This is a genomic window from Pseudomonas sp. Leaf59, assembly GCF_920984685.1.
GTDB lineage: Bacteria > Pseudomonadota > Gammaproteobacteria > Pseudomonadales > Pseudomonadaceae > Aquipseudomonas.
The window spans coordinates 52,524-69,437 of the sequence record NZ_CAKLBR010000005.1 but is presented as its reverse complement, the minus strand read 5'-3'; the positions used below and the strand labels follow the sequence as shown (position 1 = coordinate 69,437).

At 61.2% G+C, this 16,914-nt stretch carries 18 protein-coding genes; 13 read left to right on the top strand and 5 right to left on the bottom strand.

The genetic code is table 11. The features are described from left to right. Nucleotides 1–18: 18 nt before the first annotated feature. On the top strand, nt 19–231 hold the full coding sequence (locus tag LUB09_RS07240) for a dodecin (protein ID WP_003233668.1): 213 nt from the start codon (nt 19–21) through the stop codon (nt 229–231). 115 nt (nt 232–346) lie between these two features. Then, the gene (locus LUB09_RS07235) at nt 347–571 is read left to right on the top strand and encodes a DUF1161 domain-containing protein (RefSeq protein ID WP_231422194.1); all 225 of its coding nucleotides are present in this window, start codon (nt 347–349) and stop codon (nt 569–571) included. A 59-nt stretch (nt 572–630) separates the two neighbouring features. Here the strand turns inward: LUB09_RS07235 and LUB09_RS07230 are convergent, their stop codons facing one another. Beyond that, on the bottom strand, nt 631–1,632 hold the full coding sequence (locus LUB09_RS07230; RefSeq protein WP_231422192.1) for an LLM class flavin-dependent oxidoreductase: 1,002 nt from the start codon (nt 1,630–1,632) through the stop codon (nt 631–633). A gap of 217 nt (nt 1,633–1,849) precedes the next feature. Between LUB09_RS07230 and LUB09_RS07225 the strand changes: the two genes are divergently transcribed. Further along, nucleotides 1,850–2,281, top strand: coding sequence for an OsmC family protein (locus LUB09_RS07225; protein ID WP_057006206.1), 432 nt, complete (start codon nt 1,850–1,852; stop codon nt 2,279–2,281). 154 nt (nt 2,282–2,435) lie between these two features. After that, the gene (locus LUB09_RS07220) at nt 2,436–2,675 is read left to right on the top strand and encodes a DUF1161 domain-containing protein (protein WP_209986793.1); all 240 of its coding nucleotides are present in this window, start codon (nt 2,436–2,438) and stop codon (nt 2,673–2,675) included. Here LUB09_RS07220 and LUB09_RS07215 read toward each other — a convergent pair whose 3' ends face one another. Continuing rightward, entirely contained in the window at nt 2,676–3,098 is a 423-nt protein-coding gene (locus tag LUB09_RS07215) for a PA0061/PA0062 family lipoprotein (protein WP_057006204.1), read from the bottom strand. Between the two features lie 109 nt (nt 3,099–3,207). Here LUB09_RS07215 and LUB09_RS07210 point away from each other — a divergent pair, with 109 nt between their 5' ends. Then, nucleotides 3,208–4,284 carry an aminopeptidase gene (locus tag LUB09_RS07210; RefSeq protein ID WP_231422191.1) on the top strand — a complete coding sequence of 359 codons (1,077 nt, stop codon included), beginning with the start codon at nt 3,208–3,210 and terminating at the stop codon, nt 4,282–4,284. A gap of 51 nt (nt 4,285–4,335) precedes the next feature. Here LUB09_RS07210 and LUB09_RS07205 read toward each other — a convergent pair whose 3' ends face one another. Both LUB09_RS07205 and LUB09_RS07200 read right to left on the bottom strand, forming a co-directional pair. Next, nucleotides 4,336–4,995 (bottom strand): HAD family hydrolase, encoded by a 660-nt coding sequence (locus LUB09_RS07205; RefSeq protein ID WP_209986803.1) that lies wholly within the window; start codon nt 4,993–4,995, stop codon nt 4,336–4,338. After that, nucleotides 4,992–5,534, bottom strand: coding sequence for a gamma carbonic anhydrase family protein (locus LUB09_RS07200; RefSeq protein ID WP_209986807.1), 543 nt, complete (start codon nt 5,532–5,534; stop codon nt 4,992–4,994). The genes LUB09_RS07205 and LUB09_RS07200 overlap by 4 nt, the downstream gene beginning before the upstream one ends. Nucleotides 5,535–5,636: 102 nt before the next feature. Between LUB09_RS07200 and prlC the strand changes: the two genes are divergently transcribed. The 8 genes from prlC (at nt 5,637) to LUB09_RS07160 (ending at nt 15,756) form a co-directional block, all read left to right on the top strand. Further along, nucleotides 5,637–7,688, top strand: coding sequence for an oligopeptidase A (gene prlC, locus LUB09_RS07195; protein ID WP_231422189.1), 2,052 nt, complete (start codon nt 5,637–5,639; stop codon nt 7,686–7,688). Then, nucleotides 7,685–7,951, top strand: coding sequence for a YheV family putative zinc ribbon protein (locus LUB09_RS07190; protein WP_231422187.1), 267 nt, complete (start codon nt 7,685–7,687; stop codon nt 7,949–7,951). The genes prlC and LUB09_RS07190 overlap by 4 nt, the downstream gene beginning before the upstream one ends. A 237-nt stretch (nt 7,952–8,188) precedes the next feature. Continuing rightward, a complete protein-coding gene (locus tag LUB09_RS07185) occupies nt 8,189–8,941 on the top strand; it encodes a gluconate 2-dehydrogenase subunit 3 family protein (protein WP_231422185.1) in 753 nt (250 codons plus the stop codon). 2 nt (nt 8,942–8,943) lie between these two features. After that, a complete protein-coding gene (locus LUB09_RS07180) occupies nt 8,944–10,728 on the top strand; it encodes a GMC family oxidoreductase (protein ID WP_209986820.1) in 1,785 nt (594 codons plus the stop codon). A gap of 12 nt (nt 10,729–10,740) precedes the next feature. Then, on the top strand, nt 10,741–12,039 hold the full coding sequence (locus tag LUB09_RS07175; protein WP_231422183.1) for a c-type cytochrome: 1,299 nt from the start codon (nt 10,741–10,743) through the stop codon (nt 12,037–12,039). A 70-nt stretch (nt 12,040–12,109) separates the two neighbouring features. After that, nucleotides 12,110–13,168 carry a PA0069 family radical SAM protein gene (locus LUB09_RS07170; protein ID WP_209986826.1) on the top strand — a complete coding sequence of 353 codons (1,059 nt, stop codon included), beginning with the start codon at nt 12,110–12,112 and terminating at the stop codon, nt 13,166–13,168. Between the two features lie 229 nt (nt 13,169–13,397). Next, complete coding sequence (locus LUB09_RS07165) at nt 13,398–14,129, top strand: carbonic anhydrase (RefSeq protein ID WP_003233703.1); 732 nt, start codon at nt 13,398–13,400, stop codon at nt 14,127–14,129. Between the two features lie 85 nt (nt 14,130–14,214). Beyond that, the gene (locus LUB09_RS07160) at nt 14,215–15,756 is read left to right on the top strand and encodes a SulP family inorganic anion transporter (protein WP_231422181.1); all 1,542 of its coding nucleotides are present in this window, start codon (nt 14,215–14,217) and stop codon (nt 15,754–15,756) included. Nucleotides 15,757–16,143: 387 nt separating this feature from the next. Here LUB09_RS07160 and LUB09_RS07155 read toward each other — a convergent pair whose 3' ends face one another. After that, nucleotides 16,144–16,791, bottom strand: a complete 648-nt coding sequence (locus LUB09_RS07155) for a hypothetical protein (protein ID WP_231422179.1) — start codon at nt 16,789–16,791, stop codon at nt 16,144–16,146. Between the last annotated feature and the right edge of the window lie 123 nt (nt 16,792–16,914).

The window sequence follows — 16,914 nt, the reverse complement described above, 5'->3', positions numbered from 1 at the left end:
ACCTTTAGGAGAAACGCCATGAGTAATCACACCTACAAGAAAGTCGAACTGGTGGGTTCGTCCACCACCAGCATTGAAGATGCGATCAACAACGCATTGGCTGAAGCCAGCAAAAGCCTGACGCACTTGGAGTGGTTCGAGGTGACTGAAACCCGTGGTCATATCGAGAACGGCAAGGTTGCCCATTATCAGGTCACCCTCAAGGTGGGATTCCGTATTGCCAGTAGTTAATCGGGTGAGTTGAACTTTGCTCGCTGGCCGATTGCCATAACCTGCGCTACACACATTGGGTGCCGACGCCATAGGCGTCGGCACGCTCAATTTGATCAGCGCAAGGAAGTAACGGATGAAAAAGTTTCTGTTGGCAGTAGGTTTGTTGAGCATTGCAGGCACAGCTCTGGCGGCGGGCAAGCCTTGTGATGAGCTGAAAAGCGAACTCGCAGCGAAGCTTGACGCTAAAGGCGTTCAGCATTACTCGCTGGATGTCGTCGAGAAAGGCGCAGCGGCCGATGCCAAAGTGATTGGCAGCTGTGAAGGCGGCACCAAGGAAATCGTCTACAAGCGCGGTTAATCCCGTGCTCCAGACATAAAAAACCGACGCAGGTGCGTCGGTTTTTTTATGCCTGAGGTTCAGCCCTTCATCACTTGCGCCAGCAGCTCGTAGGAATGAATCCGATCGGCATGCTCGTACAGGTCGCTGGTGAAGATCAGCTCGTCGGCGCCGGTCTGCTCGATCAGCACCTCCAGCCTGGCGCGGATTTTCGCCGGGCCGCCGACCATGGCCAGGCCGAGGAAGCTGCCGACCGCGTCTTTTTCGTGGGGCAGCCACAGGCCATCCATGGTGTTTACCGGTGCGCGCTGCACCAGGCTCTGCCCGCGCATCAACGCGAGGATGCGTTGATACATCGAGGTGGCCAGGTACTCGGCCTGTTCGTCGGTGTCAGCAGCCACCAGCGGAATGCCGAGCATCACGTAGGGCTTGTCCAGCACGGCTGAAGGCTGGAAGTGATTGCGGTAGACGCGCACCGCCTCGTGCATCAGGCGCGGTGCGAAATGGGAGGCGAAGGCGTAGGGCAAACCGCGCTCACCGGCCAGTTGTGCGCTGAACAGGCTTGAACCAAGCAGCCATACCGGCACATGGGTGCCGGTGCCGGGCACGGCGATCACGCGCTGATCGGGGGTGCGTGGGCCGAGGTAGGCCATCAGTTCGGCCACGTCCTGCGGGAAGTCATCCGCACTGCCGGAGCGCTCACGGCGCAGGGCGCGGGCGGTCATCTGGTCGGAGCCGGGCGCGCGGCCCAGGCCCAGATCGATGCGGCCAGGGTAGAGGCTTTCGAGGGTGCCGAACTGTTCGGCGATCACCAGCGGTGCGTGGTTGGGCAGCATCACGCCGCCGGAGCCGACGCGGATGGTCGAGGTGCCCCCGGCCAGGTAGCCGAGCAATACCGAGGTGGCCGAGCTGGCGATGCCGTCCATGTTGTGGTGCTCGGCCACCCAGAAACGGTTGTAGCCGAATTTTTCCACGTGCTGGGCCAAGTCCAAGGAGTTGCGCAGCGACTGCGCCGGGCTGCCATCGGCGCGCACGGGTACCAGGTCGAGGGTCGAGAACTTTACGTCGGACAGCGATTTCATAAGCCTGCTTCTCCAATAGGGGCGCAGGCTTTCAAGACGAACCAAACCTGCCGCTTCATGTGCATGCTCTGTGAAATGAGGGCATATACCCGAGATTCAATAGCAGGCTAGGAAATTTCCTACTAATTCGCTAGGTTTTTCCGACAAGATGAACTTTGCCGCGCCGTCTAACCTCAGAATCCTTGACGACGTAAAACCACCGTTCGAGGAAACCGCTATGAGTATCGTTAAAAAAGCATCCGCGCATTGGGAAGGTGATCTGAAGACTGGCCTGGGTTCCATCTCCACGGAAACCGGCGTACTTCGCGAAGCGCCCTACGGCTTCAAGGCCCGTTTCGAAGGCGGCAAGGGCACCAACCCTGAAGAACTGATCGGTGCCGCCCACGCCGGTTGTTTCTCCATGGCGTTTTCCATGATTCTTGGCGACGCTGGCCTCAAGGCTGACAGCATCGACACCCAGGCAGAAGTGACCCTGGATCAGGTTGAAGGCGGCTTCGCCATTACTGCGGTGCACCTGGTGCTGAAGGCCAAAATCCCCGGCGCCAGCCAGGCGCAGTTTGATGAGCTGAGCAAGAAGGCCAAGGAAGGGTGCCCGGTGTCGAAGCTGTTGAACGCCACCATTACCCTGGACGGCACGCTCGTTAACTGATGCAGCCGCTTCAATGTGGGAGGGGTAAGCCCTCCCTCATTTTTCCACACGTTCAGTTGTGCGTTAAATCAGAACTCCCGTTTCGCAAATGTGGTCCTATAGCCTATGCAGCCTAGGCGCACACCCGTGCGCATGCATTCAGGGAGCTACACACATGAAACGTTTTGCCTTGGCAATCATCTGCGGTGCGTTGGCCACGTCGGCTGTGGCCGCACCAAAAGATTGTGAAGAGCTTAGAAAAGAGATCGAAGTGAATATCCAGGCCAAGGCGATTCCGTCCTACACCCTGGAAATCATCACTGCCGAAGAAGCCAGGAATCACGACAGCGCCATGATTGTCGGTTCGTGCGAAAACGGCACCAAGCGCATCCTCTATCAGAAAAACAACGACTGATCAGAGGCAGTTCACGCTGCGCTCTTCGGCCAGCAACTGACGTGCCGGGTCATACAGGCGGATGTTTGGCGTGAACGCCAGCGAGCGCCCTTCCAGCACGTAGCGCTGGCCGGCCTGGAAGTGGTCGTACTGCAGCGTCATGAAACACGTGCGGTACATCATCTGGCTGAGGCCGCCCAATCCGCCACCGGCGGGCACTTCAAAATCAAAGCGCACCATCAGCTCGTGAGGGCCGGGGGGCATTTGGAAGAAGCGACCGTCATTGAGTTTCTCCCCGTCCAGACGCTCCGCCATCACCAGTTTGGCGCCGGGCGTGGGCGTGGTGAAATCGACCCAGGCCTGCTGCGGGTCGACGGCCGGCAAGGGCGTCAACGCGCAGGCGCTGAGCAACAGGGCGGCGGCGGGAATCAGAAGCTGGCGCATGGCAGGAACTCAACGCGGGACGAAGTTTGAGTATAAACACGTCATCGCGTGGAAAAATCACCTTCAAGCGCGATAGTCTGGCGGCCCCACTTCCAGGAGCAGCCACCGCATGGTCAGGCGTTTATTTCCCGCAGTGCTGCTCGTGTTGCTTGGTGGTTGTTCCAGCGTTGGTTATTACAGCCAATTGGCCGACGGCCAGTGGCAATTGCTGCGCGCACGGGAGCCGGTGGCCGCCGTGATTGCCGACCCGTTCCGACCCCAGGTCTTGCGTGACCACCTCGCTCAATCCCAGAAAGCCCGCACATTTGCCAGCGAGCACCTGCACCTGCCGGACAATCAGAGTTACCGGCTGTACGCCGACATCCACCGACCGTATGTGGTGTGGAATGTCTTCGCCACGCAGGAATTTTCCCTGTCACCGCAGAACCACTGCTTCCCTATCGCCGGGTGCGTGGCCTATCGCGGCTACTACAACCAGGGCGCGGCGCGCGGCGAGGCGGCGTTGTTGCGGCAACAGGGCCTGGATGTCGCCATCGGTGGCGTCGAGGCCTATTCCACCCTGGGCTGGTTCAATGACCCGATCATGAGTTCGATGATGAGCTGGGGCGACGAGCGCCTGGCCACGTTGATCTTCCATGAACTGGCGCACCAGCGTTTCTATGTGAAGGACGACACCGAATTCAACGAGTCATTTGCCACCTTCGTCGAGCAGGAAGGCACCCGCCAATGGCGTGCCGCCAGAGGGCTGGCGCCGCTCAGCCAGGCGGCGTCGCAGCAGCGTGACCAGTTTATCCGGTTGGTTCTCGACACCCGCACGCGCCTGGAAACGCTCTACACACAGCCCCTGGCCGTCGATGCGATGCGCCAGGCCAAGGCGGCGGAGTTCGAGCGTTTGCGCAGCCAGTATCGGCAGATGCGCGACAGCCAATGGGCAGGCGACAAGCGTTATGACGCGTGGATCGACCAGCCGCTGAACAACGCGCGGTTGCTGCCCTTCGGCCTGTATGACCAGTGGGTGCCGGCGTTTGCCGGGTTGTTCAGGCAGCAAGCTGGGGACTGGGTGAAGTTTTATGCGGCGGTCGAGAGACTGGGTGGGTTGCCGGTGGCGCAGCGCAAGGCGGCGCTCAGGCAGTTGGAGGGTGTTGCCAGTGCTGGCCTCATCGGGAGCAAGCCCCTCCCACATTAGCCGGGTGTTCACAGGTCAAAATGTGGGAGGGGGCTTGCTCCCGATAGCGGCTCAAAAGCGCTGCAAAAACCCCTGATGCATCTCATCCAGCGTCTCGAAATGCCAGGTCGGCGCCTCGGCATTCAGCTCTTCAAAACTGCCGAACCCATACCCCACCGCTGCCGAATCCAGCCCGTTGCGGCGCGCGCCAATCAGGTCATGTTTGCGATCACCGATCATCAGGGTTGCCGCCGGGTCCAGGCTTTCTTCGCGCATCAGGTGCGCAATCAGCTCGACCTTGTCGGTGCGCGTGCCGTCCAGTTCGCTGCCGTAGATCACCTTGAAGTGCCTGGCAAAGTCGAAGTGTCGCGCAATTTCCCGGGCAAATTCCCACGGTTTGGAGGTGGCCACGTAAAGCTGGCGTCCCTGCTGGTTCAGCGCTTCCAGCAACGGCATCACGCCGTCAAATACGCGATTTTCATACAGCCCGGTGACCTTGAAGCGCTCGCGGTAGAAATTCACCGCCTGCCAGGCCTTGGCTTCGTCGAAGCCGTAGAACTGCATGAACGCCTGCAGCAACGGCGGGCCGATGAAGTGTTCAAGCCGGGTCAGGTCCGGCTCATCAATCCCCAGTTTGCCAAGGGCATATTGAATCGAGCGCGTGATGCCTTCGCGCGGGTCGGTGAGGGTGCCGTCGAGATCGAACAGTACGGTGGAGTAACGCAGGCTCATTGGTCGAACCCCTCTGCCAGGTGCAGGTCCTTGAGCTTCACGTAGTTGGCGGCGCTGTAGGTGAAAAACGCGCGCTCCTTGTCCGTCAACGCGCGGACCTGTTTGACCGGGCTGCCCACGTACAAAAAGCCACTGTCGAGGGTCTTGCCCGGCGGCACCAGGCTGCCGGCGCCGATGATCACGTCGTCCTCCACCACGGCGCCATCCATCACGATGCTGCCCATGCCGATCAACACCCGGTTGCCGACGCGGCAGCCATGCAGCATGACTTTGTGGGCGACGGTCACATCGTCGCCGATCAGCAACGGGAAGCCGTCCGGGTTGAACGGCCCGGCGTGGGTGATGTGCAGCACACAGCCGTCCTGCACGCTGGTGCGCGCGCCGATGCGGATGCGGTGCATGTCGCCGCGAATCACGGTCAGCGGCCAGACCGAGCTGTCGGTGCCGATTTCGACATCGCCGATCACCACCGCCGAAATATCGACAAAAGCCCCGGCGCCGAGGGTTGGCGTGTGGTTCTGATAGGTGCGAAGGGTCACGATAGCCTCTCTCTTGTGTGCTGATAGCTGCGGTGGGTGTTGATTGTAATTAAGATGGCCCCATCTTTGTCTTATCCGTTTTCTTCAGCCAAGGTGCCCACCGTGAGCGCGAACAACCCGCTTCTGCAGTCCTACGACCTGCCGCCGTTCTCAGCGATCCGTGCCGAGCACGTGCAACCGGCCATCGAACAGATCCTCGCCGACAACCGCGTTGCCATCGAAGGCATCCTGCAAAGCCAGGGTAAAAACCCTACCTGGGCAGGCCTGGTCCTGGCGATGGACGAACTGAATGACCGCCTGGGCGCCGCCTGGAGCCCGGTCAGCCACCTGAACGCCGTGTGCAACAGCGCCGAGCTGCGCGAAGCATACGAAAGCTGCCTGCCGGCGTTGAGCGCTTATTCCACCGAGATGGGCCAGAACCGCGCGCTGTTCCAGGCCTTCGAAGCCCTGGCCAACAGCCCGGAAGCCGCCGGTTTCGACGTGGCACAAAAAACCATTCTGGAGCATTCCCTGCGCGATTTCCGCCTGTCGGGTATCGACCTGCCGCCAGAACAGCAGAAGCGCTACGCCGAAGTGCAAAGCAAGCTCTCGGAGCTGGGTAGCAAGTTTTCCAACCAACTGTTGGACGCCACCCAGGCCTGGACCAAGCACGTTACCGATGAAGCCACCCTCGCCGGCCTGACCGACTCGGCCAAGGCGCAAATGGCCGCCGCTGCCCAGGCCAAAGGCCTCGACGGCTGGTTGATCACCCTGGAATTTCCCAGTTATTACGCGGTAATGACTTACGCCCACGACCGCGCCCTGCGCGAAGAAGTCTACGCCGCGTACTGCACGCGGGCGTCGGACCAGGGCCCGAATGCCGGTCAGAACGATAACGGCCCGGTGATGGAACAGATCCTCGATCTGCGTCAGGAACTGGCCCAGCTGTTGGGTTTTGCGTCGTTCGCCGAGCTGAGCCTGGCCACCAAGATGGCCGAGTCCAGCGACCAGGTGCTGAGCTTCCTGCGTGACCTGGCCAAGCGCAGTAAACCGTTTGCCGCCCAGGACCTGCAACAGCTCAAGGCTTACGCCGCCGAACAGGGCTGCGCCGACCTGCAAAGCTGGGACAGCGGTTTCTACGGCGAAAAACTGCGCGAGCAACGCTACAGCGTGTCCCAGGAAGCCCTGCGTGCGTACTTCCCGATCGACAAGGTGCTGAGCGGCCTGTTTGCCATTGTGCAGCGCCTGTATGGCATCGAGATCGCCGAGCAGAAAGGCTTCGACACCTGGCACCCGGACGTGCGCCTGTTCGAAATCAAGGAAAACGGCCAGCACGTCGGGCGTTTCTTCTTCGACCTGTACGCCCGCGCCAACAAGCGTGGCGGCGCCTGGATGGACGGCGCGCGCGACCGTCGCCGCACCCTCGACGGCGTGCTGCAAAGCCCGGTGGCCAACCTGGTGTGCAATTTCACCCCGGCCGACAGCGGCAAGCCTGCGCTGCTGACCCACGATGAAGTCACCACCCTGTTCCACGAATTCGGCCATGGCCTGCACCACCTGCTGACCCGCGTCGAGCATGCCGGCGTGTCCGGCATCAACGGCGTGGCCTGGGATGCGGTGGAGTTGCCGAGCCAATTCATGGAGAACTGGTGCTGGGAGCCCGAAGGCCTGGCGCTGATCTCCGGTCATTACGAGACCGGCGAGCCGCTGCCTCAGGACCTGCTGGAAAAAATGCTGGCGGCGAAGAACTTCCAATCCGGCCTGATGATGGTGCGTCAGCTGGAGTTCTCGCTGTTCGACTTCGAAATGCACGCTACCCACGGCGATGGCCGCAGTGTCGCGCAGGTGCTCGAAGGTGTGCGTGACGAGGTCTCGGTGATGCGTCCGCCGGCCTACAACCGTTTCCCCAATAGCTTTGCGCACATCTTCGCCGGCGGTTACGCGGCGGGGTACTACAGCTACAAGTGGGCTGAAGTGCTGTCGGCGGATGCGTTCTCCAAATTCGAAGAAGACGGCGTGCTCAACGCCGACACCGGACGCGCCTTCCGCGAGGCGATCCTGGCGCGCGGTGGTTCCCAGGCACCGATGGTGCTGTTCGTCGACTTCCGTGGGCGCGCGCCGACCATCGATGCGCTCCTGCGCCACAGCGGCCTGAGTGAGGACGCAGCAGCATGACGGTGATCACCAAGAAGCAGTTTATCGCCGGGGCGGTCTGCCCGGCGTGCAGCGAGCCGGACAAGCTGAAAATGTGGACCGAAGACGACGTGCCGCACCGCGAATGCGTGGCCTGCGGGTATACCGACACGTTGAATGACCAGGGCTTGTCGGTGCCCAGGGAATTGGGCACGCGGGTCAATACCTCGGCGCTCAAAGCGCCGGCCGACCCCAAGGTGCAGGCGGTGCAGTTCTTTCCCAACCCCAAGTTGAAGAAAGACTAAAACCCTCGTACCCGACTCAACATGTGGGAGGCGGCTTGCCCCCGATGGCGGTGGATCAGCTGAAAGACAGGCTGACTGACACGACGCTATCGGGAGCAAGCCCCCTCCCACATTTTTTTGTTCGGCGCTTAACGAGGTCTACGGATGCTTAGCCTGCTATCATTTGTAACCAATGATTGCCCGAGCCGCTCTCCAGAAGCGGTGGCCAAACCCGTGACCACATGATGAGGTGCACCCATGTCTGATCAAGATCAAGACAACCCCCGGCGTGATTTTTTGCGCAAATCCTTGACCTTGATCCCGGTGGTCACGGTTGCCAGTACCGGCCTTGGCGGCTCGATGCTGATGGCCACGCCCGAGCCTGTGCAGGCCGCGTCTGCCAAGTCTGTAGCCAGCGACAAAGCCTACGAGCCGAGTTATTTCACGGCCGAAGAGTGGGCGTTTATCAACGCCGCCGTCGAGCGCCTGATTCCTGCCGATGCGCAGGGTCCAGGTGCTTTGGAAGCCGGTGCGCCGGAATACATCGACCGCCAGATGAACACGCCTTACGCCAGCGGAGCCCTGTGGTTCATGCAAGGCCCATTCAATGCCGACGCCGCGCCGGAGATGGGCTGGCAGAGCAAGTTGGTGCCCCGGGAGATCTATCGCCTGGGCATTGCCGCCACGGATGCCTGGTCGAAGGCGTTCAACGGTAAAGCTTTTGCTGCGCAAGACAGCGCTACCCGAGACGATATGCTTCGGCGCCTCGAAGCAGGCGGCGGTGAAGTTTCTGCGCATTTTGGGGCAGTGCCGCCAAAGATGTTCTTCAACCTGCTGCTGCAAAACACCAAGGAAGGGTTCTTCTGCGACCCGATCCACGGCGGCAACAAAGGCATGGTCGGCTGGACCATGATCGGCTTCCCCGGCGCCCGCGCCGACTTCATGGATTGGGTGGAACGCAACGAGCAATACCCCTTCCCGGCTGTTTCCATCCGTGGCGAGAGGGCATAAACGTGGCGACCATCATGAAGAAAGTCGATGCAGTGATCGTCGGCTTCGGCTGGACCGGTGCAATCATGGCCAAGGAACTGACGGAAGCGGGCCTGAACGTGGTAGCGCTGGAGCGCGGTCCGATGCAGGACACTTACCCGGACGGCAACTATCCCCAGGTCATCGACGAACTGACCTACAGCGTGCGTAAAAAACTCTTCCAGGACATTTCCAAGGAGACGGTGACCATTCGCCACAGCGTGAATGACGTCGCCCTGCCCAACCGCCAGCTTGGCGCCTTCCTGCCAGGCAACGGCGTCGGCGGTGCGGGCCTGCACTGGTCGGGCGTGCATTTTCGCGTCGACCCCATCGAGTTGCGCATGCGCAGCCATTACGAGGAGCGCTACGGCAAACACTTCATTCCCAAGGACATGACCATCCAGGATTTCGGCGTCAGCTACGAAGAGCTGGAGCCGTTTTTCGATTATGCGGAGAAAGTCTTCGGCACCTCCGGCCAGGCCTGGACCGTCAACGGTCAGTTGGTGGGCGAAGGGCGTGGCGGCAACCCGTATGCGCCGGACCGCTCCAATCCGTTCCCGTTGCAATCGCAGAAAAACACCGTCTCCGCACAGCTGTTTCAGAAAGCGGCTGCCGAGGTCGGTTACAAGCCCTACAACCTGCCGTCGGCCAATACCTCGGGGCCTTACACCAACCCCTATGGCGCGCAGATGGGGCCGTGCAACTTCTGCGGATTCTGTAGCGGCTACGTCTGCTACATGTATTCCAAGGCATCGCCAAACGTGAACATCCTGCCGGCGTTGCGCCAGGTGCCCAACTTTGAGTTGCGGCCCAATTCCCACGTGCTCAAGGTCAATCTCGACAGCACCAAAAGCAAAGCCACCGGCGTGACCTACATCGACGCCCAGGGCCGCGAGTGCGAGCAGCCGGCGGACCTGGTGATCCTCGGTGCCTTCCAGTTCCACAACGTGCGGCTGATGCTGCTGTCGGGCATCGGCAAGCCCTACGACCCGATCACCAACGAGGGCGTGGTGGGCCGCAACTTCGCCTACCAGAACATGGCCACCATCAAGGCGTTTTTCGACAAGGACACCCACACCAATAACTTTATCGGTGCGGGTGGCAATGGCGTGGCCATTGATGATTTCAACGCGGACAACTTCGACCATGGCCCCCATGGTTTTGTCGGCGGCTCGCCGATGTGGGTCAACCAGGCGGGCAGCCGGCCGATTGCCGGCACGTCCAACCCCCCGGGCACTCCGGCCTGGGGCAGTGCGTGGAAGCGCGCTACCGCCGACTACTACACCCATCAGGTGTCGATGGATGCTCACGGCGCCCATCAATCCTACCGGGGCAACTACCTCGATCTGGACCCGGTATACCGCGATGCCTACGGCCTGCCCTTGCTGCGGATGACGTTCGACTGGCAGGAAAACGACATCAAGATGAACCGCTTCATGGTCGAGAAAATGAGCAAGGTCGCCGAAGCGATGAACCCCAAGTCGATTGCCCTGCTCGGCAAGAAAGTCGGCGAGCATTTCAATACGGCGGCCTACCAGACCACCCACCTCAACGGCGGCGCGATCATGGGCACCGACCCGAAGACCAGCGCGTTGAACCGCTATCTGCAGAGCTGGGATGTACACAATGTGTTTGTCCCCGGCGCGTCCGCTTTCCCACAAGGTCTGGGCTACAACCCTACCGGCCTGGTGGCCGCGTTGACCTACTGGTCGGCCCGGGCGATCCGCGAGCAGTACCTGAAAAACCCCGGCCCGTTGGTTCAGGCATAAGGAGCGATGACCATGAAAGCATTTGTTATCGCGACCCTGGCGCTGTTCAGCAGTTGCTCGGTGAGCGCTGCCGAAACCGATCTGATCAAGCAGGGCGAATACCTGGCCCGTGCCGGTGACTGCGTGGCCTGCCACACCGCCAAGGACGGCAAGCCGTTCGCCGGCGGCCTGCCGATGGAAACGCCCATCGGCGTGATCTATTCCACCAACATCACCCCGGATAAAACAGGCCTGGGCGACTACAGCTTCGAAGACTTCGACAAGGCCGTACGCCATGGTGTCGCCAAGAGCGGTAGTACGCTGTACCCGGCGATGCCCTACCCGTCTTACGCGCGTGTCAGCGAAAGCGACATGCAGGCGTTGTACGCGTATTTCATGAAAGGCGTGGAGCCGGTGGCCCAGGAAAACCGCGACAGCGACATTCCCTGGCCCCTGAGCATGCGCTGGCCATTGGCGGCGTGGCGCTGGATGTTTGCGCCTGAGGTGGCGGATTACCAGGCGCCGGCGGGTGCCGATCCGGTGATCAGCCGTGGCGCCTATCTGGTGGAAGGCCTCGGTCACTGCGGCGCGTGCCATACGCCGCGTGCGCTGACCATGCAGGAAAAAGCCCTGAGCGCTGCCGATGGCAACGCGTTCCTGTCCGGTAGCGCGCCGCTGGAAGGCTGGATCGCCAAGAGCCTGCGCGGCGATCACAAGGACGGCCTCGGCAGCTGGAGCGAAGAGCAACTGGTGCAGTTTCTCAAGACCGGTCGCAGTGACCGCAGCGCGGTGTTTGGCGGCATGAGTGACGTTGTCGTCCACAGCATGCAGTACATGTCTGAAGACGACCTGACCGCTATCGCCCGTTACCTCAAGAGCCTGCCTGCGGTCGATCCCAAGGACCAGCCGCATCAGTACGACAAACAGGTGGCCGAGGCGCTGTGGAAGGGCGATGACAGTAAGCCGGGCGCGTCGGTGTACATCGACAATTGCGCGGCTTGCCACCGTACCGATGGCCATGGCTACACGCGAGTGTTCCCTGCGCTGGCAGGCAATCCGGTGCTGCAGACGGCGGATGCCACGTCGTTGATCAACATCGTGTTGAACGGCGGTACGTTGCCAGCCACCCACGCGGCGCCATCGACCTTCACCATGCCGGCGTTTGCCTGGCGTTTGTCGGATCAGGAAGTGGCGGACGTTGTCAGTTTCATTCGTGGCAGCTGGGGCAATAAAGGCACGCCGATCAGCGCCAGCGAGGTGGCCGACCTGCGCAAGAGCGATATGCGCAGCACCTCGGGCGATGACCTGGGGCAGGTCACGCAAAAGCACTGACCGCCGGACGGCACTGGTCATAACGCTTGTGTCTCGATACTGTACATAAAAACAGTATCGAGGCATTTTCATGACGACTGCGCTGCCGCCCCGTGGCCGGGGCACGGCCACCAATCTGCACAACCGCTTTGCGCCCACCGTCAGCGTGGCTGAAGACGACGGCTGGCATCAGGAAGTGCCGCAGACCCAGGGCACCGAAGTGCGCATCGAAACGGCCAAAACCATCATCACGCGCAACAACTCGCCGGATCTGCCGTTTGATCGTTCGATCAACCCGTATCGCGGCTGCGAGCATGGCTGCATCTACTGCTATGCGCGGCCCAGCCATGCCTATTGGGACATGTCGCCGGGGCTGGATTTCGAAACCCGCCTGATCGCCAAGAGCAATGCCGCCGAGGTACTCGAGCAGCAACTGTCCAGGCCCGGCTATGTGTGTGCGCCGATCAACCTGGGTTCCAATACCGACCCGTACCAGCCCATCGAGCGCGAGTACAAAATCACCCGGCAAACCCTGGAAGTGCTGCTGCGCTATCGGCACCCGGTGACCATCATCACCAAAGGCTCACTGATACTGCGCGACCTCGACCTGCTCACCGAACTGGCCCGGCAACGGCTGGTGGCGGTGATGATCAGCCTCACCAGTCTGGACGACGAACTCAAGCGCATCCTCGAACCGCGCGCGGCGGCGCCCAAGGCGCGTCTGCGGGCCATTCGCGTGATGCGTGAGGCAGGCATTCCGGTGGGTGTGCTGTGCTCGCCGATGATTCCGATGATCAACGACAGCGAGCTGGAAAACCTGCTCACCGAAGCCCACGCTGCCGGGGCGCAAAGTGCGGCCTACATGATGCTGCGCCTGCCGCTGGAGGTGGCGCCGCTGTTCGAGGAGTGGCTGGCGGCACATTACCCGCAGCGCGCGGCCCACGTGATGAGCCTGGTGCGCCAGGTGCGCGGGGGTGAGGTGTACGACAGTCGGTTCGGCGTGCGCATGCGTGGCGAGGGGCCCTTTGCAGACCTGTTGGCACAGCGGTTCAGCAAGGCGCTCAAGCGCCTGGGCCTGGATCGTCGGGAGGGGTATAACCTCGATTGCACGGCGTTCTGTCCACCGGGTAGACAGATGGCACTGTTATAGACTGATCCGGTGAGGTACATCGTTACTGTAGGGATAGTCGCGTTTTGATATCAATGAAACCCTTGATCTAGAGCGGTTCATTCAGCTTGAGTTAAGTTTCGATGGTTACCTTGTTCAGCGAGTGACCAATGAGTCGGTGACCTGGTTTGTGGCAATTGCACAACTATTTCACGGCTCTGGCGTCGAACTGAGCTGAACCCTGCCCCTGCATAAAGTATGAGGATGAATCATGAGTGATAACGATAAACAGCCGTTGGCTGCGTCGGCTTCAGCCCCTCAAGTGGCGGAGTCCGCCGATGCAGCGCTGCAGCACATCGTTGATGGTTTTTTGCATTTCCATCACGACGTCTTCCCCCAGCAGGAAGAATTGTTCAAGAAACTCGCCACGGCCCAGAGCCCACGTGCGATGTTCATTACCTGTGCCGATTCGCGCATCGTGCCCGAGCTGATTACCCAAAGCTCTCCTGGCGACCTGTTCGTGACCCGTAACGTCGGCAACGTGGTTCCGCCCTATGGCCAGATGAACGGCGGCGTATCCACCGCCATCGAGTACGCGGTACTCGCCCTGGGTGTGCAGCACATCATCGTGTGCGGCCACTCCGACTGCGGCGCCATGCGCGCAGTGCTCAACCCCCAGAGCCTGGAGAAGATGCCGACGGTCAAGGCCTGGCTGCGGCATGCCGAGGTCGCCAAGACCATGGTCCATGACAACTGCGACTGCGCCAATGAAGGCGAAAGCATGCAGGTGCTGACCGAAGAAAACGTCATCGCCCAGTTGCAGCATTTGCGCACCCACCCGTCCGTGGCTTCGCGCATGGCCAATGGCCAATTGTTTATCCACGGCTGGATCTACAACATCGAGACCAGCGAGATCCGCGCCTACGACGCGGATCAGTCGGCATTCCGACCGTTGGGCGGTGAAGGTCCGATTCCGTCCGCGACGCCTAAAGCGCGCTTCTAACACACTTCCCTGCCGGGTAAAGCGGTGGCTGCCATGGATGCAGCCAGGCTTTACCGCGCCCGGCGAATGCCTCGGGAGAGTCATCATGCGTGCTGCTCAATTGAAAGCTGTATTGCCACGGGAGCTGCTCGCTTCCGTGGTTGTGTTTCTGGTCGCCCTGCCCCTGTGCATGGGGATCGCGATCGCGTCCGGCATGCCGCCGGCCAAGGGCCTGATCACCGGGATCATCGGCGGGTTGGTGGTGGGCTGGCTGGCGGGGTCGCCGCTGCAGGTCAGCGGCCCGGCGGCGGGCCTTGCGGTGTTGGTGTTCGAGCTGGTGCGTCAGCACGGCATGCTGATGCTCGGGCCGATTCTGCTGCTGGCGGGCTTCCTGCAATTGGTGGCCGGACGTTTGCGCCTGGGCTGCTGGTTCCGCGTGACGGCGCCTGCAGTGGTGTACGGCATGCTCGCGGGTATCGGCGTATTGATTGTGCTGTCGCAGGTGCATGTGATGCTCGACGGTGCGCCCAAGCCTTCCGGGCTGGACAACCTCACGGGCCTCCCGGCGGCGCTGGTCGAAGCGATCCCGACGCTGGGCGGCGGCCTTGGCTGGCAGGCCGGTCTGCTGGGGCTGTCGACCATGCTGGTGATGTACCTGTGGGACAAATTGCGCCCGCAGAAACTGCGCTTTGTGCCCGGCGCTCTGCTCGGTGTGGGCCTGGCGACCGTGACCAGCCTGGTGCTGGCGTTGCAGGTCAAGCGCGTGGAAGTACCGGAAAACCTGGCGGACGCCATCGATTGGCTACGTCCCAGCGACCTGCTCAACCTGGCCGATCCGCAGCTGTTGATCGCGGCGTTCGCCGTGGCGTTCATCGCCAGCGCTGAGACCCTGCTGTCCGCCGCCGCGGTTGACCGTATGCACAGTGGGCAGCGCTCGGACTTCGACAAGGAATTGTCTGCTCAAGGTGTAGGCAACATGCTCTGCGGTCTGGTCGGCGCCCTGCCGATGACCGGCGTGATTGTGCGCAGCTCGGCCAACGTCCAGGCCGGCGCCACCACGCGGCTGTCGGCGATGTTCCATGGCCTGTGGCTGCTGGGCTTCGTGCTGCTGCTGTCGAGCGTGCTGCAAAGTATTCCCGTGGCGAGCTTGGCCGGCGTGCTGGTATACACCGGGATCAAGCTGGTGGACATCAAGGCGTTCAAGGCGTTGGGGCGCTATGGGCGGATGCCGATGTTCACCTACGCGGCCACGGCCCTGGCGATCATTTTCACCGACTTGCTGACGGGCGTGCTGGTGGGCTTCGGTCTGACATTGCTCAAGCTCGCGTTCAAGGCCTCACGCTTGAAAGTCAGCCTGATCGACCTGCCGCAGGACGCCGAGATGGAACTGCGCCTGACCGGTGCGGCGACCTTCCTGAAGGTACCGGCGCTGACCCAGGTGCTGTCGACGGTACCGGCGGGGACCACCGTGCATGTGCCGCTCAATAACCTGAGCTATATCGACCATGCATGCCTGGAGTTGCTGGAGGAATGGGGCCGCGCAAATGCGGCGAAGGGCTCGAAGCTGGTGATTGAGGCGCGGGGGCTGAAGCGCCGCCTGGAAGGGCGGATAAGGACCACAACCGGGATTGGATCCGCCCCGGCTTGAATACCCGGGAGGCTCCGCCAAGGTGAGCGGGCTTGTTGTGGCAAGCCCTAATGCCGCTCAGTTAAGGAAAATGTGTGGGCTTATTGTGGCGAGCGGGCTTGCCCCGCGTTGGGGTGCGAAGCGCCCCCAATCGAGCAAAACGCGGTGTACCTGATACGGCTCAGCGCCTGGCTTTGGGGCTGCTGCGCAGCCCAACGCAGGACAAGCCTGCTCGCCACAGGGAATCTGCGCTTAACTGAACGGCATTAGGGCAAGCCCGCTCGCCACAAGGGGGTGGTTGACTGCTCATGGGCAGTGTGAAATTTCAGGCTTTAACATCAACACGTTATTTTTGTTTGCTAAGAAGGCGTTTGCGCCCTCCCGCATTTGATCTTTTGGCTGTGCAGATCAGGCAGGCTGATCCAATGCCAGTTCAACGCCCAACTGCCGTGAAAGGCACGGCCAGCGCTTCCACGCAGCTTCGGTGTTCGGGCTTCTCAGCTTTTCCCGGTAGCGCTCTACCGACTCCAGCGCAAAACTCTCTTCGTTGAGCATTTCATCCACCGCCAGGTGTACCGCCTCGTCCAACTGGTTGGCGAAGGCTTCGCCGATCAATTGGTGGGCAATCAGGTTGGCCACGGTGGTATCCGCCGGTATCAACGGCTGACCGAAATGCTTGATATACAGATCGTTTACTTCTTCCACCAGGCGATGCGCCAGGTAGGCCTCATCGAGCAAACTTTCCAGGCCCTCGTGCCCGGCGAGGATTGACGGTGGCTGCAGGAAAAAATGCTCGGCGATCTTCAGTACCGGTTTGATCTGGCTTTCGATACCGGCTGCGCGGGCCACGTCATTGGCGGCGTCCAGCAGGTCCGGGACGAGGTCGATGTAGGCCGTGACGAAGCGTGTCATGACCCCGTTGCGATCACTTTCAGCCAGGGAAATGGCCGAATGCAGGTGCGGCAATTGTTTTTCCAGTTGCAGGGCCAGTTGGCCCGTGCTGGCTTCGTGGTGATGGGCACGGGAAATCTGCTCGCGCAATGCGGCGGTGTTCATGGTGGCTCCAGTCAAGCAGGTGTAGGAAAGAGGAGAAGTTAGCCCGTTTATCCGAGCGCCTAAGATGCATTTGTCATAATTACTTCATGGTTATGCGCGTGCGCTATATCCCAGCGCAAATTT

Excerpts from the sequence above, each read along its gene's own strand:
- LUB09_RS07240 (WP_003233668.1), top strand. The coding sequence starts at position 19 with ATGAGTAATCACACCTACAAGAAAGTCGAACTGGTGGGTTCGTCCACC.
- LUB09_RS07220 (WP_209986793.1), top strand. The coding sequence starts at position 2,436 with ATGAAACGTTTTGCCTTGGCAATCATCTGCGGTGCGTTGGCCACGTCG.
- LUB09_RS07175 (WP_231422183.1), top strand. The coding sequence starts at position 10,741 with ATGAAAGCATTTGTTATCGCGACCCTGGCGCTGTTCAGCAGTTGCTCG.
- LUB09_RS07155 (WP_231422179.1), bottom strand. The coding sequence starts at position 16,791 with ATGAACACCGCCGCATTGCGCGAGCAGATTTCCCGTGCCCATCACCAC.
- LUB09_RS07190 (WP_231422187.1), top strand. The coding sequence starts at position 7,685 with ATGACGGTGATCACCAAGAAGCAGTTTATCGCCGGGGCGGTCTGCCCG.
- LUB09_RS07215 (WP_057006204.1), bottom strand. The coding sequence starts at position 3,098 with ATGCGCCAGCTTCTGATTCCCGCCGCCGCCCTGTTGCTCAGCGCCTGC.
- LUB09_RS07205 (WP_209986803.1), bottom strand. The coding sequence starts at position 4,995 with ATGAGCCTGCGTTACTCCACCGTACTGTTCGATCTCGACGGCACCCTC.
- LUB09_RS07160 (WP_231422181.1), top strand. The coding sequence starts at position 14,215 with ATGCGTGCTGCTCAATTGAAAGCTGTATTGCCACGGGAGCTGCTCGCT.
- LUB09_RS07230 (WP_231422192.1), bottom strand. The coding sequence starts at position 1,632 with ATGAAATCGCTGTCCGACGTAAAGTTCTCGACCCTCGACCTGGTACCC.
- LUB09_RS07235 (WP_231422194.1), top strand. The coding sequence starts at position 347 with ATGAAAAAGTTTCTGTTGGCAGTAGGTTTGTTGAGCATTGCAGGCACA.
- LUB09_RS07185 (WP_231422185.1), top strand. The coding sequence starts at position 8,189 with ATGTCTGATCAAGATCAAGACAACCCCCGGCGTGATTTTTTGCGCAAA.
- LUB09_RS07170 (WP_209986826.1), top strand. The coding sequence starts at position 12,110 with ATGACGACTGCGCTGCCGCCCCGTGGCCGGGGCACGGCCACCAATCTG.
- LUB09_RS07225 (WP_057006206.1), top strand. The coding sequence starts at position 1,850 with ATGAGTATCGTTAAAAAAGCATCCGCGCATTGGGAAGGTGATCTGAAG.
- LUB09_RS07165 (WP_003233703.1), top strand. The coding sequence starts at position 13,398 with ATGAGTGATAACGATAAACAGCCGTTGGCTGCGTCGGCTTCAGCCCCT.
- LUB09_RS07210 (WP_231422191.1), top strand. The coding sequence starts at position 3,208 with ATGGTCAGGCGTTTATTTCCCGCAGTGCTGCTCGTGTTGCTTGGTGGT.